This is a genomic window from Tardiphaga sp. 813_E8_N1_3 (assembly GCF_051811025.1).
Classification (GTDB): Bacteria; Pseudomonadota; Alphaproteobacteria; order Rhizobiales; family Xanthobacteraceae; genus Tardiphaga.
Genome location: NZ_JBPWQE010000001.1, coordinates 3,755,589 through 3,770,537, shown reverse-complemented (window position 1 = coordinate 3,770,537; position 14,949 = coordinate 3,755,589). Strand labels below are relative to the sequence as shown.

Below are 14,949 nucleotides of genomic sequence, written 5' to 3'. Positions count from 1 at the left end.
GCTACGCTGCAGCTCTATCCGTATCGCGTGCCGGCAGCGTGATACGGACGATCAGGCCACGCGGCTGGCGATCCAGCAGTGTCAATTCGCCGCCATGGGCCAGCGTTACGGCGCGGGCAATCGACAGGCCGAGGCCGAAGCCGGCAGCTTCGTGATCCATGTTGCGGGCGTCGTCGCCGCGTACGAAGGGCTGCAGCATCGCGCTCTTTTGTGCGTCCGAAATGCCAGGACCGTCATCGGCGACGTCGATGATGGCGCCGCCTTCGGACATCGTCAGAGAGATATTCGCTTCCGAGCCGAACTTCACGGCATTCTCGACCAGGTTGGTCACTGCGCGATGCAGATCGTCGGGTCTTGCCATCGCCATGGCATGGGACGGGCCCTGATACGTCACCATATGCCCGATATCGGCAAACTGATCGGCGATCAGCTGCAGGGTTGTGGCGATATCCGTCAGCGTCATCTCTTCCAGCCGGCGGTCGTTGCGCAGGAACGACAGAACGGCTTCGAGCATCGAGCGCATCTGATCTAGGTCACGCAGCATGTGACGGCGATGGCCGTCGTCCTCGATGAATTCCGAGCGCAGCCGCAGCCGGGTGATCGGCGTGCGCAGGTCGTGGCTGATGGCGGCGAGCATTTTGGTACGGTCGTCGATCAATGTGCCGATGCGCTCGCGCATCCGGTTCAGCGCGCGTGCCACCGAGCGAATTTCTTCGGGACCGCGCTCGGGCAGGGGCTCAGCCGAGCCGTTCAGGCTGAACTCTTCCGCTGCCTTGGCAAAAGCCGAAAGCGGCGCGGACAGCATGCGGGCCGCCCACAGGCCCAGCAGCGTCAGGCTGATTACCACGAACAGAAACGTCAGAACCCAGGGACCGCCCAGAAAGAAGCCTGGTCGTCGCTCCGGTAGGCTACTGAAGGAGAACATCTCGCCGTCCGGGAGGGTGATCCCGATCCGGTCCGGCGCGCCATCGATCGTCAGCAGTCGCGCGTCGGAGCCAAGCAGTCGGCGTAAGCTGTGACGCGGATAGTCGGGGCCATTGTCGGTGGTGATCGTTGCATCCCGAGGGACCGGCCGGATGTCAAATTTGGGAAAGGCGTTTTTCAGATTGACCAGAAGTTCCGGGCGATCGGCGATCGGTGTCGTCTTCAGCAAGCGAACGATCGCGGTCAATTCGCCGTGGCCACGATCTCGCTGCGGGTCGTTCGGGTCCGGCCGCAGTAGCGTGAAGATGATCGAGAGAACGATGTGAATAGCGACAATCGACATCACCACCAGCGCGGTGATCTGGCCACTGATCCGACGCAGATTGAATACGCTGAACATCCCTGTCGACTAGTTCGGAGTTGCCGTTGCGACCGCTTCGACCGTTGGCGTGAACATGTAGCCGCCTGAACGCACCGTCTTGATCAATTGCGCGTCCTGCGGATCGACCTCGATTTTGCGACGGATCCGGCTGACCAGCACGTCGATGCTGCGTTCGAACGAGCCGGCGCTGCGGCCTTGCGTGAGATCGAGCAGGCTGTCGCGGGACAGTACGCGGCCGGCGCGCTCGACAAAGGCGCGCAGCAGATCGAATTCGGCCGAGGTCATGGCGACGCGCGCGCCTTCGGGATTACGCAATTCGCGAAGGCGCAGGTCGATCTGCCAGCCAGCGAATGACAGCGCCGTCGCATTCGGCGTGGCGCTCGCATTGAGCGCCGTGGCCTGTCGGCGGAGCACTGCATTGATGCGTGCGAGCAGTTCGCGCGGATTGAAGGGCTTTGGCAGGTAGTCGTCGGCGCCCATTTCGAGGCCGAGGATGCGGTCCACGTCTTCGCCACGCGCCGTCAGCATGATGATCGGCAGTTGCGACTCGGCACGGACCTTGCGGCACAGGCTGAGGCCGTCTTCGCCGGGCAACATCACGTCGAGGATCAGCAGGTCGACGCGGGTGTCGGCCATCACCTTTTCCATCTCGCGTCCGTCGGCAGCGGTGGTGACGTTGCAGGAATTGGTACGCAGATACTTCGCGATCAGCGTACGGGTTTCGCGGTCGTCTTCTACGACCAGGATGTTCGGTACGTTTGCCATGCGAACTCTTTTGGCCGGGATCGGCGCGGGCTGCAGAAGTTTTTTGTTTCGGACTATTGCTGGTGTCCGGGGCGCAACAACCCGCAACATGTCAGCAAGGCGATAACAAGACCTCGTTAAGAAGGTTAACCGCAAGTTGCGAGCACTAAGCAAGCACCTTGGAGCAGATCATGACCTCTATCTCGGCTGCGTCCAGCAGTTCCTACCAATCCCCCCTTCAAAAACTGCAGCAGGAGCTGCAGGCCGAGCTTTCCTCCGGAAAGATCAGCAGCGGCGATCAGGATGCGCTGTCCTCTGCTTTAACCGATATCGACTCGTCGCTGCAGGCCGACCGTTCGGGCCAGAGCAGCGGCAGCCGGCCGTCGCCGGACGATATGAAATCGAAGATCGACGACCTGATTAGTGCCCAGGTGTCCAGCGGCAAGCTGACCTCCGACCAGGCCACCGAATTGCAGGGCGTGTTCCAGTCAGCCTTTGCCGATGGCCCGGGGGGAGCAGGCGGCGCCCGCGGTGCCGGCGGTCCACCTCCCGGCGGTGGTCCCGGCGGCCCTCCGCCGTCGGATAGCGCCGATAGTACCGACAGCACCGATGATACGGACAGTGCGACCAGTATCTCCGATATCATGAAGCAGTTCCTGGACTCGCTGAAGCAATCGCTGGAGGCCTCGTCCTCGAGTGCCTATAGCGCAAGCGGGACCAGCACGACGGCATCCAGCAGCAAGGCGTCCTTCACGGCCCTGCTGATCGACTACCAGACCTGATATTACGACCGCGACGCGTACGACCAGGCAGATGCCACCATCTTTTCCGCAAGGGAAGGGTGGTGGTTTCTTTTGTGCACGTCACTTTCGCGCTATTGCCGGAACAAGGAACATGTCCGGGCATTCTTATCCCTTCAATTGATTTATGGAGGCGACAATGACTCCCGACGTCATGACGAAGCCGCATAGTCTGATTGCGAGCGACCGGATCGAGGGAACGGCGGTGCGGCGTCCGAACGGCGAACGCATCGGTCATATCGAACGGCTGATGATCGACAAGATCAGCGGCAAAGTATCCTACGCCATCCTCAGCTTCGGCGGCTTTCTCGGTCTTGGTTCGAACCTGCTGCCGCTGCCGTGGGCGCGGCTGACCTTCAATCGCACGCTTGACGCTTATCAACTTGATATCAGCGAAGAAGAACTGCGCAGCGCGCCGTCATTCACCGAGAAACGCGAGTTTGACTGGGGCGACAGGTCGCAGGAAGAAGCGCTGCATCGCCACTATGGCGTCGCACCCTATTGGGGCGAATTCTAACGCCCAATTTTGGCTGGAACCGGAACAGTCATTGTACCTCCGCGTTGGTTTTGAACGACCCACAACGACAGGAGGAACATATGTTCAAGAAATACATGACGGCTGGTATCGTTGGTTCGGCGCTGTTGGCGACCGCAGCTTTCGCGCAGAGCCCGAGCACTGCGACAACGACGACAGCCCCCGCCGCTGCGCCGGTCACCGCATCTGATACGACGTTCAATGGCAACTGGCGTACATCGAAGGTGGTCGGTCTGAGCGTGTATAACGAAGCCAATGAGAGCCTCGGTTCGATCAACGATCTCCTGACCGACAAGCAGGGAAACATCAAGGCGGTGGTGATCGGCGTCGGTGGCTTCCTCGGTGTCGGCGAACGCCTGATCGCCGTGCCTTTTGACAAGATCAAATTCGTGAACGAGCCGGTCGCAACAATGGCGTCTTCAACTGGCGGTTCGTCGGGCATGAAGTCGACCTCGCCCCCAAGCGGCATGACCACGGGTGCAGCTCCGGCAGCCACCGCGCCGGCCAAGGCGAATCCCTGGTACCCCGACCATGCCGTGCTCAGCGGCGCCAGCAAGGATCAACTGAAGGCGATGCCTGAGTTCAAGTATGCGATGTAAGGCCTTTTTGCGTCGCGTTGTGACAACGTGAGCCAAGAACCAGTAGGCTGACGATAAGAGCGCGCCCGTTTTGCGGGTGCGCTCTTCACCGCGTCATCGCGTTAAATCTACAGCCCCGGCAACGCCGTCACATTTACATTAATGGCGCCGTCGGCCTCCGCGATCACCCGGAGCGTTTTGGAATCGAACGCGATCCCGCCAAGGCGGAGGCTGCTGATCTCGGCGCCAACGCGGATGCCGTTCTCGTTCTTCTGGAAATCCGCGATGACGGCGGCGATCTTCTTTTGCGCATTCGAGGCAAAGGGCTTCAGATCGATGGTCGCACGTTCGGCCAGTGTCTTCTGTAGCAATGGCATGGCTGCACGAGCCGCCGCGCCGAGCAGGCCGAAGGCCGCTTCAGATTCAACGGCGAGTTCCAGATCGGTGAAGCGCAGCGTCTGTGCCGCCTGATCGAGCGCAGGCTTGCCCCAGACATGGACGGTTGCTTCGCCGCCAAGACCGAACCAGCTCTGCTTCTCCTTGGCGTTCACCAGCAACGAGATGAGCAGGCGGTCGCCGGATGCCGAGACAGTTGCCTTCTTCACCGTCACTGCGACCGCGCCGGAATTGTCTTCCGGGAATGTCTTACCGACGAGCTGCGCCTCGATGATCTTGTTCAGTTCAGTGAAAGGCATGTCTACGGGCACACCGATGCTGAGTTTGCCGGGGCCGGGCGGCACGATGGCGAGTGTGGCAGGAAAGGGACAATTCGGCTGCGTCTGTGTTGAGGTCACGCGTGTTTCGGCCTCGACGCCGAGTGTCAGCGTCACATTGCTGGCATCGATGCGCGGCTGGGCGGCGACGGCACGCGTCGGCTTCAGTTCGATGAACAGGTTCTGCAATGCGCTCGCGCCTTGCAGCGGGATCGACCGGCAGAGTTTGGCCCATTCACGCCGGGCATTCTGCTCGAAGGTAGGATCGTTGCGCAGGCGCTGCTGCAAGGCGATGATCTGCTCGTTGACCGCATTGTCGATCATCGGCTTGACCTGCGCGGGCACATTGATGCGGGCACCAGCGACCGCGACATTGGTATCGCCGAGTGTCACCTGAGCGGTCAGGTTCGGGTCGATCCGCCAGTTCGGGGTCAGCCGCGGCTGCGCCGAGACCACCACATTGCCGCGGATTTCCGCATTGGCATTGACGTTCTTGATGTTGATGTTGCCAAGCTGCTTGGCAACATTGCCGCCGAGCAGGTTGCCGAGCGCGCCGCCCAGCGCATCGCGCACATTCGTCGAGATCGCGCCGGTGACATTGAGCGCGCCGGTCAGGGGGGCGGACATGGTCAGCGTGTCCTGCGCGCCGGTCGCCGCGATCGGACCGCGTGCAGCCGTCCACTTGATATCGGCATCCTGCAGCAATTGCTGTACAGGATTGTCAGCTGTGCCGTTGAAGCTGCGCGGCGCGCCGCGGTCGGCGGCATCGCGGATCGCGGTGAGCGCAATGGCGACCGGCGCGATGATGCTGGAGCTGCGTGCGGGTGAGGGCGGCAGTGGCGGCAATGCGACCAGCACCGGCGCCGGGCCAGCGCCGCGCGGAGCCACATAGTCCATCACCTTGAGTGCGACCACGAAAAAGACGGCGACCAGCACAGCGCCGATCAGAATTGGTTTCAGACGCATGATGTCCCCGCTCGAAAACGCGGGGACATTACAATGCTAGGGTGACGCGCGCCAGTTAGGAGCCGCGCCTCAGATTAGCCGCGTTTGCCACTTGCGCTGTCTGCACGGCGGTCCATCGGCAATACGACCACCTTGGTGCCGACAGTGACGCGGGAATACAGATCCGACACGTCCTGATTGGTGAGGCGGATGCAGCCCGACGAGACCTGCGTGCCGATGGTCTCCGGCATATTGGTGCCGTGGATGCGATAGATGGTGCCGCCGAGATACATGGCGCGGGCACCAAGCGGGTTACCGGGGCCGCCGGCCATGTGGCGCGGCAGATAGGGTTGGCGTGCGATCATTTCAGCGGGCGGGGTCCATGCCGGCCATTCGGCTTTGCGGGTCACGGTTTGCACGCCGGACCATGTGAAACCATCGCGGCCGACGCCGATGCCATAACGGATCGCCTGACCGTTGCCGAGCACATAATAGAGATAGGTGTTCGGCGTATCGACGATGATCGTGCCGGGGGCCTCGCGGGTCGGATAGTTGACGATCTGACGCCTGAAGCGCGCAGGCTGTTCGATGGCCTGGCGTTCGTCATCCACCTGCGGAGACTGCATATAGGGCGAGGGTTCGACCTGCGCCGGCGGTGTCATGAAAAATGGAAACAGTGGCAGCGGCGCTGCAACGGCCGAATGCGAGAAGGAGAATGCGCCGGCGATGAGCGCACCGATGGCGACGGCGGCACGGCGAATTTTTCGTTCGAAAGAAGCGAGGGTGATCATGGGAATCTCCGGTTGAGCGCCTGTGGGTGAGCGCCCGTTCGGCGCTTCGTTGGCAGGAGATGTACCCAGCGGCGGTTTCAGGAGATTTGCGTCAATTCTGCAAAACGGTTTCGTCGCGGCGGGGAAATGTGTCGTCGCGGGGGATAGGGGCAACATTGTTGCATCGGGAATGACCGCCGGCGCGCTGATTTGAATCAAGCGCGCCGGGCTTCAGTGGTCACTCGTTAACGGTGGTATCCGGGCGCCAGGTCAGCAGCCGGTTCTCGATCATGGTCAAAATCCATTCGGCCAGCAGCGCCACGATCGCGATGACGATCATCGCGGCGAACACGCCGTTGGAATCGAACGAGCCCTGTGCAGTTGCGATCAGCAGTCCCATGCCTTCGCGGGCGCCGAGGAATTCACCGACGATGGCGCCGACCAGCGCGAAGCCGAACGACACATGGAGGCTGGCGAGAATCCAGGACAGTGCCGAGGGCAGCACCACCGCGCGGGTCATCTGCCAGTTGCTGGCGCCGAGGATGCGCGCATTGGCGATCAGGTTCTTGTCGGCCTCGCGCACGCCCTGGAAGGCGTTGGCAAACACCACGAAAAACACCATGACAACGGCGAGTGCGATCTTCGAGGCGGCGCCAAGGCCGAGGGCCACGATGAAGATCGAGCCGAGCACGACGCGGGGGATCGAGTTCGCGACCTTGATGTAGATCGAGAACACGTCTGACAGGAGCTGATTGCGTCCCAGTGCGATGCCGCACAGGATGCCCATGGCGGAGCCGATCAGGAAGCCGGCGCCGGCCTCATAGATTGTCACCCAGATCTGCTTCCACAGCGGCCCGATCGAGGTGCCGTTCTCGGTCCAGTCGATCAGCTTGGTGACGATGCCCGAAGGTTGGCCGAAGAAGAACGGGTCGATTACGCCGAGGCGGACGCCGAATTCCCAGCCGCCGATCAGGAATACGAGAACGGCCAACCGCAGCGCCAGCACCAGGCGTTGATGGCGGCGCATGCGCTGGACGGCGGTTTCGATACGGCCGTCGGTGGCGAGGGGGGCGGTCACTGTTGTCTCGGTCATGTCAGTGTCCTGCCCGCGCGCGCAATACTTCCTCGCGCAGGTCGTCGGATATCTTGCGCGCAATCGCGATGAAACGTTCGTCGTAGCGCAGCGTCGCCACATCGCGCGGACGCGGCAGGTCGATCGTGTGAACGGATTTGACCCGCGCCGGTCGCGTGGTCAGCACGGCGACGCGATCGGCGAGCAGGATCGCCTCGTCGAGATCATGCGTTACGAACAGCACCGCGGATTTCGCCTGGGCCCAGAGCTGCAGCAATTCCTCCTGCATCAATTCGCGGGTCTGCACGTCGAGCGCGGAGAAAGGCTCGTCCATCAAAAGGACCTGCGGATTGTTGATGAAGGTCTGCGCCAGCGCCACGCGCTTGCGCATGCCACCGGAGAGCTGATGCGGATGATGATGTTCGAAGCCCTTCAGGCCGACACGAATGATCCAGTCACGCGCGGTGGCTTCCGCCTTGTCTTTCGGGACGCCGCGAAATAGCGGCCCGGCCATGACATTGCCGAGCACGTCGCGCCATGGAAACACGGCGTCCTGCTGGAACACGAAGCCGACGCGGCGATCGACACCGGTCACCGGCGCATCGAACAATGTGACTTCGCCGCCTTGCGGGCGGGCGAGCCCGGCGATCAGCCCGAGGGTCGTCGACTTGCCGCAGCCGGTCGGGCCCACCACGGCCATGAATTCACCGGGCGCAATGCTGAGGTCGAAATCCTCCAGCGCGGAGAGAACGTCACCCGAAGGCGTGACGAAGCGGCGCGCGACGTTCTTCAGTGCGACGGCGGAGGGCGATGCAATTGCTGACATGCTCAGTTCGTCGCGTTGGCTTTGACCACGAAATCCGTGGTGTAGGTCTTGGCGAGATCGATGGTCTTGCCCTTGAGGTTGGGCGAGAAGCTGTTCAGCACACTCAGCACCGATTCCGGTGCGCCCGCCGGCATCATGCCGTCCACGGAGTATTGCGGCTTGCCTTCGCGCAGACCCTGCACATAGAGATCGAGCTCGCCGGCATAATAGTCCTTTGGCATCTGGGCCGCGATTTCCTCCGGCGAGTGGCTGTTCATCCACTTCAACGTCTTCACGAAGGCATTGACGACCTTCTGCGCGGTCTCCTTGTTCGCTTCCATCCAGGCGCGGTCCATATAGAGACACGCAGCCGGATAATCGCCGCCAAGTGCAGCGCGGGTGCTTTCCGGGGTCCGCAGGTCGATGCCGACTTTCGCTGTACCGTTCTTCACCGCGCGCGCCACCGTCGGCTCCGTGGTCATGCCGGAGACGATCTTGCCCTGCTGCATGGAAGCCAGGAACGTATCGCCGGCGCCGACCGGCACCAGCGTGTAGTCCTGCATCTTCAGCCCCGCCTTGGCGGCGAGCGCGCGGGTCAGGAAGTCGGTGGCAGAGCCGAGGCCGGTGACGCCAAGCGCCTGACCCTTCCAGTTGGCGGGATCCTTCAGCTTGTCGGCATCGGCGGCCTTCACCAGCACGACTTCGCCAGGCGCGACGGCGAATTGCACCACCGAGGTGATGAACTTGCCCTTGGACTGCAGGTCGATGGTGTGATCGTAGAAGCCGACCACGCCTTGCACTTCGCGCGCGAGCAGGGCGGTCGCCGCCTGCGAGCCGGAGGTCGAGTTGAAGAGCTCGACGTCGAGCCCCTGTTCCTTGAAGAAGCCGAGCTGCGCCGCGAGTTTCGCCGGCAGATAGATCTGCTTGTCGATACCGCCAACCATGATCTTGATCGGGGTTTGCGCCGCAGCAGGGGCTGCAAGTGCAGCGGCGAGGGATACAGCCGCAATGGTTGCGGCAAAGAATTTGCGCATAGGCGTTTCCTGACTTCTGAATTCGGCGCTGGTCTATTGCGCGGGCGGTGGTCCCGGCCGATGCGCAAGCGCTCGCAACGGGGGCATCAGGCCCCGGCCTGCGTCAAACTGTCAATCGGCTATTGGCAGGTTACGACAGCAAAAAGCGTCCGCTCGCGAGAGCGGACGCCATAGATGAGAAAGCTTTATGGGAGTAGGGCTCTACAGCACGCCCAATACGATAGCGCCGACGAAGGCGATTGCCGCATAGGCGGCCACAACGCTCAGTTGACCGAACATAGTCATGGGAACCCTCCCTTTGACGTTGTCGCGCGGAGTAACGCGAAAGCTGGCGGTCCGTTCCCGCAGAAAAGAGAATGAAGCCGACCAATCGCCGCCATAGCGGTATGAGTGTCGGCAACATGGTAAATCAAACGTGAATTCAATGCGTTGAAGAGTCTTTAAAACATTTCGACCACCTTGCGCGAATGACGCGCAGAGTTCGTTTGTATCTCGTCGGCTCCGTCGTCCTTGTTTCGCTTGCGGGTTGCGGACGCGGTCTGTTTCAGACCCAGGAACGTGAACCATGGCGTGCCGAGGCAGAAGTCGCATGTCTCAAATCCGGCACGGTGAAAGAGGGCGCTGATCTCGTTCGGATCAACCCGATTTCCGGGCCCGGTGTCTGCGGCGCTGAATTTCCCTTGAAGGTCGCGGCCCTTGGCGAGGCCAGCAGCAGCTATGGTTTTGCCGATGAAACCTTGCGGCCGCCTGGTGGCATCAGCGGTGCAGGCCAGCCGCGCTGGCCGGTGCAGCAGCAGCCACAAACGCAGCCACAGACCATGGCGCGTCCCGCGAGCAGCTATCCGAATTCCTACCCGCAAACCGCGCCGCAGCAGCCATCCTATGGCGGCGTTGCCAATAACGGACCGATCTCGCTGAACGCGCCGGGCGTGCCGCCGGACAATGAAGACGAGATCGAATTGCCGCCGGAAGGTTCGCCGCAAGCGATGCCGGCACCGCAACCGCAGCCGCGCGCGCCTTACGGCCGCTATAGTTCAGGTGTGCAGCAGAGCCAGCCGCCGCAGGACTATGCTCCGCAGCGTCTTGGACCGGGACAGGGAAATGTCACGGGCTCGGTTGGCCCCGTCGTTGTGAAACCGACGGCGACGCTGGCCTGTCCGATCGTCTCGGCGCTCGACAAGTGGCTTGCGGAGTCCGTGCAGCCGTCAGCGATGCGCTGGTTCGGCGTCCGCGTCGCCGAGATCAAGCAGATCTCCGCTTATTCGTGCCGCGGCATGAACGGCAATTCGCGCGCGCATATCTCCGAACATGCATTCGGCAACGCGCTCGATATCTCCGCCTTCGTCCTCGCCGATGGTCGCAGCGTCTCGGTGAAGGCAGGCTGGAAGGGTATGCCGGAAGAGCAGGGCTTCCTGCGCGATATTCAGGGCGGCGCGTGCCAGGTCTTCAACACCGTGCTGGCGCCGGGTTCCAACGTCTATCACTACGATCACATTCACGTGGATCTGATGCGCCGGCCCAAGCGCCCGGTGATCTGCCAGCCCGCTGCGGTGTCGGGCGAGGAGATTGCCGCACGCGCGCAAAGCCGCAATCCCTATGCCAGCCGCAACAGTGATTACGGCGGCGTCACCGGCTCGATCGGCCGCACGGTCAAGAAGTCAACGCGCAAATCGCCCGATGATGAGGACTTCTACGAGAACGAATAGGCCGGCTTGTCAGATGCGGTAGGCCGCGAGGAACATCCGCACGGCGCTGTCGACGACCTTGTCGATCTCCGCGCGCGTGGGTGTCGGCTTGGCCTGGAAGATGAAGGGCTGAAACAGCGTCGCCTGGCAGGACATCATGAATTGCGCGGCGGATAGCTCCGTATCAGTGATCGCCAATTCCTTCGCAGCGACGCGGGCATCGAGATAGGCCGCGACCTGCCGGATCGCGTGTGCCAGCACCGCTTCGTAAAAGCGTTTGCCGACATCGGGCATGCGCTCCGCGATCGCCATCACGGTACGGATCGCCGAGCCGCCGCCAGGCCGACACAGCAACTGAATATAGGCGCGGCCGAACTCGCCGAGCGTGGTCACCGCATCGCGTTCCGGATCGAGATTGAAGACCGCCTTGCCCTGTTCGAGCTTCTCCTGCTCGACGATCGACTCGAACAGCGCGCTCTTGTCGGTGAAATAGACATAAAGCGTGCCCTTGGAGACGCCGGCGGCACGCGCGATCTCGCCCATGCTGGCGCCGTCGAAGCCCAGATCCAGGAAGACTTTTCGCGCGCCGTCGAGAATTTGGCGGCGCTTGGCGCTGTCTTCCTCGCCGACAGGCGAGAGGGGGGCGGGGTGGGAGGCAACCATTCATTCAGCCTGTTCGATGAATCAGCAGGGTATCGCCCCGCGATGAAACTGGAATAACGCGAAATCGTGATGAACTGGTCAAACTGTATCTTGACCGAACCGTTCGGTCAATTTACATGATGTCACAGCAAGCGGAACCCGGCCTGTCCGATGGTGTCCGCATTCTCAGGTTTGAGGAGGCCGGAATGGCCGGACCACGCGACCAGGCTGCTCGTATCATTCGCCCGGAAGGCGAGGCTGACAGTGCGCCGGTGCGCGTCGTGCCGCCTGCCGCCGACGAGCCTGCTGCCCGCGGTCCCGCGGATGCCCCTGCGCCCGAACAGCCGGCGGCCGCAGCGCAGCCTGCTGTTGCACAGGCCGCCGCTCCGAAGTCTGCCAAAAAGAAAAAAGTGCTGCTTGGTGTCGGCGCGCTGCTCGCCGTCGCAGGCGTCTATTACGGCATCAATTACTATCTGGTCGGCCGCTTCATCGTCTCGACCGACGACGCCTATGTCCGCGCCAGCAACACCACGCTGGGTGCGCGCGTCTCGGGCCACATCGCGCAGATCCTGCCGGGCGACAACGTCGCGGTGAAGGCCGGCGAGGTGATCTTCAGGATCGACGACGGCGACTATCGCATCGCCGTCGATGCCGCCAAGCGCAAGATCGACACCCAGAAGGCCACCATCGAACGGATCGGCCGTCAGGTCGGTGCACAGGAAAGCGCCGTCGAGCAGGTCCAGGCGCAGCTCGCATCGGCTGATGCCGCCGCTAATCGCGCCGTGCTTGAATTCGACCGCCAGGAAACGCTGAGCAAGCAGGGTTTTGCTTCGCGTTCGGTCTATGAGACCTCGCAGTCGAACCGTGACCAGACCTCGGCTGCCGTCAAGGCCGCGAAGGCATCCGTTGATGCAGCCAAGAGCAGCGTCGAAGTGACGAAGGCGCAGCAGAACGAAGCGCGTGCGCAGCTCGCCGAATTGCAGAGCGCGCTGGACAAGGCCGTGCGTGATCTCGACTTCACGACCGTGAAGTCGCCGGTGGATGGCATCTTCTCCAACCGTCTCATCTCGACCGGTGATTTCGTTTCGATGGGCCAGCGTCTCGGCAATGTCGTGCCGCTGAACGACGTCTATATCGATGCCAATTTCAAGGAGACGCAGCTGCGCCGCTTGAAGCCGGGCCAGCCGGTCTCGATCGAGCTCGACGCCGATAGCAGCCGCGCCATCGAAGGCACGGTGGAAAGCCTCGCGCCGGCGGCCGGCTCGGTGTTCACGCTGCTGCCGCCCGATAACGCCACCGGCAACTTCACCAAGATTGTGCAGCGCGTGCCTGTGCGTCTCAGGGTGCCAGCTGACGTCGCCAAGGAAAACCTGCTGCGCGCCGGCATGTCGGTCTATGTCCGCGTCAACACCAAGCCGGGTGCAGAACCCGCGCGCTAAGTCAGGACAAGCAGATGTCCACGACAACCACTGTGTCAGGCGCACCGCCGGCCGCTCCGGCTGCGGACTATGTCGCGCCGAAACGCCTGATCGCGTTTCTGATCATGGTGTTCGGCATGTTCATGTCGATCCTGGACATTCAGATCGTCTCGGCCTCGCTGTCTGAAATCCAGGCCGGATTGTCCGCGTCGTCCAGCGAAGTCTCGTGGGTGCAGACGGCCTATCTGATCGCGGAAGTGATCGCGATTCCGCTGTCGGGCTTCCTGTCGCGTGCACTCGGCACGCGGCTGCTGTTCGCGATCTCCGCAGCCGGCTTTACCTTCGCCAGCCTGATGTGCGGCTTCACCTCGTCGATCGAGCAGATGATCCTGTGGCGCGCGATCCAGGGCTTCCTTGGCGCCGGCATGATCCCGACGGTGTTCGCCTCGGCTTATACGGTGTTTCCGCGCTCCAAATTCCATATCGTCGGCCCGATCATCGGTCTCGTCGCAACGCTGGCGCCGACCATCGGACCCACGGTGGGCGGCTACATCACCGATGCGCTGTCATGGCACTGGCTGTTCTTCATCAACGTGGTCCCCGGTATCGGCATCACCATCGGCGTGCTCGCGCTGGTGGATTTCGACGAGCCGCATTTCGAACTGCTCGATCATTTCGACTGGTGGGGCCTCGGCTTCATGGCGGGTTTCCTCGGTTCGCTGGAATATGTGCTGGAAGAGGGGCCGCGTAACGACTGGTTTCAGGACACGTCGATTGCGATCTTCGCGGTAATCTGCCTGCTGTCGGCCATCGCATTTTTCTGGCGCGTGCTGACGGCGCGGGAGCCCATCGTTGACATCCGTGCCTTCACAGATCGCAATTTCGCGCTGGGCTGTCTGTTCTCGTTCTGCGTCGGCATCGGGCTCTACGGCCTGACCTATCTCTATCCGCGTTATCTCGCGGAGATCCGCGGCTACAGCGCGCTGATGATCGGCGAGACCATGTTCGTCTCGGGCGTTGCGATGTTCCTGACGGCGCCGCTGGTGGCGCGTCTGATGCAGAAGATCGACATGCGCTATCTCATCATGACGGGATTGGTGCTGTTTGCTGCCGGCACCTGGCAAATGACATGGGTGACGCGCGATTTCGATTTCTACGAATTGCTGCTGCCGCAAATCCTGCGCGGTATCGGCATGATGATGGCCATGGTGCCGATCAATAATATCGCGCTCGGCACGCTGGCGCCGCAGATGCTGAAGAACGCCTCCGGCTTGTTCAATCTGACGCGCAATCTCGGCGGCGCGCTCGGCCTCGCGCTGATCAATACCGTGCTCGATCACCGCACTGATTTCCACATCACGCGGCTGCACGACAAGGTGACCTGGGGCAATGCGCAGGCGGTCGAGATGCTCAATATGTTCACCCAGAAGTTCCAGGGCATGGGCGACGCGTCGCGGATGGCCATGAAGCAGCTGTCGCAGATCGTGCATCGTCAGGCCGTGGTGATGAGCTTTGGCGACGCGTTCTTCGCGCTGTCGGTGTTCTATGTCGGTCTCAGCCTCATGGTGATGCTGCTGAACAAGCCCAGCAATCCCGCCAATGCCGGCGGCGGACACTAAGCGCGGCTGGAGCGGTTCTATCGCCAATCAGCGATTGAAGCCGGTCATCATGTTGCCAAAAGTCGGCGGCACATCTATAAAACTACCTTCCATTGCTCGAACCCGAGGGAGAGTCTGCATGAAGTCGATTGATCTGCTCTCCGGAATTCTCGGTTCGGTGCACGCATGCGGATTTATGCGGGCTCGTTGAGCCCCGGTTCCGCCTCTGCCGGTCGGGCCTGATGTCCCGATCATCCTGATCTTTCCCGTTTCTGTACTTTTAGGACGCTCGCGCTCGGTCTGC

General features: G+C 62.1%; 14 protein-coding genes. 6 read left to right on the top strand and 8 right to left on the bottom strand.

What is annotated here, in order from left to right; all coding sequences use genetic code 11:
- Position 1: 1 nt before the first annotated feature.
- Both AB8A33_RS17820 and AB8A33_RS17815 read right to left on the bottom strand, forming a co-directional pair.
- Positions 2 to 1,324 (bottom strand): ATP-binding protein, encoded by a 1,323-nt coding sequence (locus AB8A33_RS17820; protein ID WP_439093953.1) that lies wholly within the window; start codon positions 1,322 to 1,324, stop codon positions 2 to 4.
- 9 nt (positions 1,325 to 1,333) lie between these two features.
- Entirely contained in the window at positions 1,334 to 2,071 is a 738-nt protein-coding gene (locus AB8A33_RS17815; RefSeq protein ID WP_439093952.1) for a response regulator, read from the bottom strand.
- Between the two features lie 170 nt (positions 2,072 to 2,241).
- On the opposite strand from AB8A33_RS17815, the gene AB8A33_RS17810 reads away from it, so the two are divergent.
- From AB8A33_RS17810 to AB8A33_RS17800, 3 genes are all read left to right on the top strand, one after another.
- A complete protein-coding gene (locus AB8A33_RS17810; RefSeq protein ID WP_439093951.1) occupies positions 2,242 to 2,832 on the top strand; it encodes a hypothetical protein in 591 nt (196 codons plus the stop codon).
- A gap of 157 nt (positions 2,833 to 2,989) precedes the next feature.
- Positions 2,990 to 3,367: a PRC-barrel domain-containing protein gene (locus AB8A33_RS17805; protein WP_120289287.1), complete on the top strand. Its 378-nt coding sequence runs from the start codon at positions 2,990 to 2,992 to the stop codon at positions 3,365 to 3,367.
- Between the two features lie 80 nt (positions 3,368 to 3,447).
- On the top strand, positions 3,448 to 3,984 hold the full coding sequence (locus AB8A33_RS17800) for a PRC-barrel domain-containing protein (RefSeq protein WP_439093950.1): 537 nt from the start codon (positions 3,448 to 3,450) through the stop codon (positions 3,982 to 3,984).
- Between the two features lie 107 nt (positions 3,985 to 4,091).
- Here AB8A33_RS17800 and AB8A33_RS17795 read toward each other — a convergent pair whose 3' ends face one another.
- From AB8A33_RS17795 to AB8A33_RS17775, 5 genes are all read right to left on the bottom strand, one after another.
- Positions 4,092 to 5,642 (bottom strand): DUF4403 family protein, encoded by a 1,551-nt coding sequence (locus tag AB8A33_RS17795; protein ID WP_439093949.1) that lies wholly within the window; start codon positions 5,640 to 5,642, stop codon positions 4,092 to 4,094.
- Between the two features lie 74 nt (positions 5,643 to 5,716).
- Entirely contained in the window at positions 5,717 to 6,412 is a 696-nt protein-coding gene (locus tag AB8A33_RS17790) for a L,D-transpeptidase (protein WP_439093948.1), read from the bottom strand.
- A 217-nt stretch (positions 6,413 to 6,629) separates the two neighbouring features.
- Complete coding sequence (locus tag AB8A33_RS17785; RefSeq protein WP_439095961.1) at positions 6,630 to 7,418, bottom strand: ABC transporter permease; 789 nt, start codon at positions 7,416 to 7,418, stop codon at positions 6,630 to 6,632.
- Between the two features lie 67 nt (positions 7,419 to 7,485).
- The gene (locus AB8A33_RS17780) at positions 7,486 to 8,289 is read right to left on the bottom strand and encodes an ABC transporter ATP-binding protein (RefSeq protein WP_184514658.1); all 804 of its coding nucleotides are present in this window, start codon (positions 8,287 to 8,289) and stop codon (positions 7,486 to 7,488) included.
- A 2-nt stretch (positions 8,290 to 8,291) separates the two neighbouring features.
- On the bottom strand, positions 8,292 to 9,302 hold the full coding sequence (locus tag AB8A33_RS17775) for an ABC transporter substrate-binding protein (RefSeq protein ID WP_439093947.1): 1,011 nt from the start codon (positions 9,300 to 9,302) through the stop codon (positions 8,292 to 8,294).
- Positions 9,303 to 9,769: 467 nt separating this feature from the next.
- Between AB8A33_RS17775 and AB8A33_RS17770 the strand changes: the two genes are divergently transcribed.
- Complete coding sequence (locus tag AB8A33_RS17770) at positions 9,770 to 11,008, top strand: extensin-like domain-containing protein (RefSeq protein ID WP_439093946.1); 1,239 nt, start codon at positions 9,770 to 9,772, stop codon at positions 11,006 to 11,008.
- A gap of 9 nt (positions 11,009 to 11,017) precedes the next feature.
- Here the strand turns inward: AB8A33_RS17770 and AB8A33_RS17765 are convergent, their stop codons facing one another.
- On the bottom strand, positions 11,018 to 11,650 hold the full coding sequence (locus tag AB8A33_RS17765) for a TetR/AcrR family transcriptional regulator (protein ID WP_439070803.1): 633 nt from the start codon (positions 11,648 to 11,650) through the stop codon (positions 11,018 to 11,020).
- A 185-nt stretch (positions 11,651 to 11,835) separates the two neighbouring features.
- On the opposite strand from AB8A33_RS17765, the gene AB8A33_RS17760 reads away from it, so the two are divergent.
- Complete coding sequence (locus tag AB8A33_RS17760; RefSeq protein WP_439093945.1) at positions 11,836 to 13,068, top strand: HlyD family secretion protein; 1,233 nt, start codon at positions 11,836 to 11,838, stop codon at positions 13,066 to 13,068.
- A 14-nt stretch (positions 13,069 to 13,082) separates the two neighbouring features.
- Entirely contained in the window at positions 13,083 to 14,666 is a 1,584-nt protein-coding gene (locus AB8A33_RS17755; RefSeq protein WP_093760544.1) for a DHA2 family efflux MFS transporter permease subunit, read from the top strand.
- Positions 14,667 to 14,949 lie beyond the last annotated feature (283 nt).

Excerpts from the sequence above, each read along its gene's own strand:
- AB8A33_RS17760 (WP_439093945.1), top strand. The coding sequence starts at position 11,836 with ATGGCCGGACCACGCGACCAGGCTGCTCGTATCATTCGCCCGGAAGGC.
- AB8A33_RS17810 (WP_439093951.1), top strand. The coding sequence starts at position 2,242 with ATGACCTCTATCTCGGCTGCGTCCAGCAGTTCCTACCAATCCCCCCTT.
- AB8A33_RS17785 (WP_439095961.1), bottom strand. The coding sequence starts at position 7,418 with ATGCGCCGCCATCAACGCCTGGTGCTGGCGCTGCGGTTGGCCGTTCTC.
- AB8A33_RS17790 (WP_439093948.1), bottom strand. The coding sequence starts at position 6,412 with ATGATCACCCTCGCTTCTTTCGAACGAAAAATTCGCCGTGCCGCCGTC.
- AB8A33_RS17795 (WP_439093949.1), bottom strand. The coding sequence starts at position 5,642 with ATGCGTCTGAAACCAATTCTGATCGGCGCTGTGCTGGTCGCCGTCTTT.
- AB8A33_RS17775 (WP_439093947.1), bottom strand. The coding sequence starts at position 9,302 with ATGCGCAAATTCTTTGCCGCAACCATTGCGGCTGTATCCCTCGCCGCT.
- AB8A33_RS17800 (WP_439093950.1), top strand. The coding sequence starts at position 3,448 with ATGTTCAAGAAATACATGACGGCTGGTATCGTTGGTTCGGCGCTGTTG.
- AB8A33_RS17770 (WP_439093946.1), top strand. The coding sequence starts at position 9,770 with ATGACGCGCAGAGTTCGTTTGTATCTCGTCGGCTCCGTCGTCCTTGTT.
- AB8A33_RS17765 (WP_439070803.1), bottom strand. The coding sequence starts at position 11,650 with ATGGTTGCCTCCCACCCCGCCCCCCTCTCGCCTGTCGGCGAGGAAGAC.
- AB8A33_RS17820 (WP_439093953.1), bottom strand. The coding sequence starts at position 1,324 with ATGTTCAGCGTATTCAATCTGCGTCGGATCAGTGGCCAGATCACCGCG.
- AB8A33_RS17805 (WP_120289287.1), top strand. The coding sequence starts at position 2,990 with ATGACTCCCGACGTCATGACGAAGCCGCATAGTCTGATTGCGAGCGAC.
- AB8A33_RS17755 (WP_093760544.1), top strand. The coding sequence starts at position 13,083 with ATGTCCACGACAACCACTGTGTCAGGCGCACCGCCGGCCGCTCCGGCT.
- AB8A33_RS17780 (WP_184514658.1), bottom strand. The coding sequence starts at position 8,289 with ATGTCAGCAATTGCATCGCCCTCCGCCGTCGCACTGAAGAACGTCGCG.
- AB8A33_RS17815 (WP_439093952.1), bottom strand. The coding sequence starts at position 2,071 with ATGGCAAACGTACCGAACATCCTGGTCGTAGAAGACGACCGCGAAACC.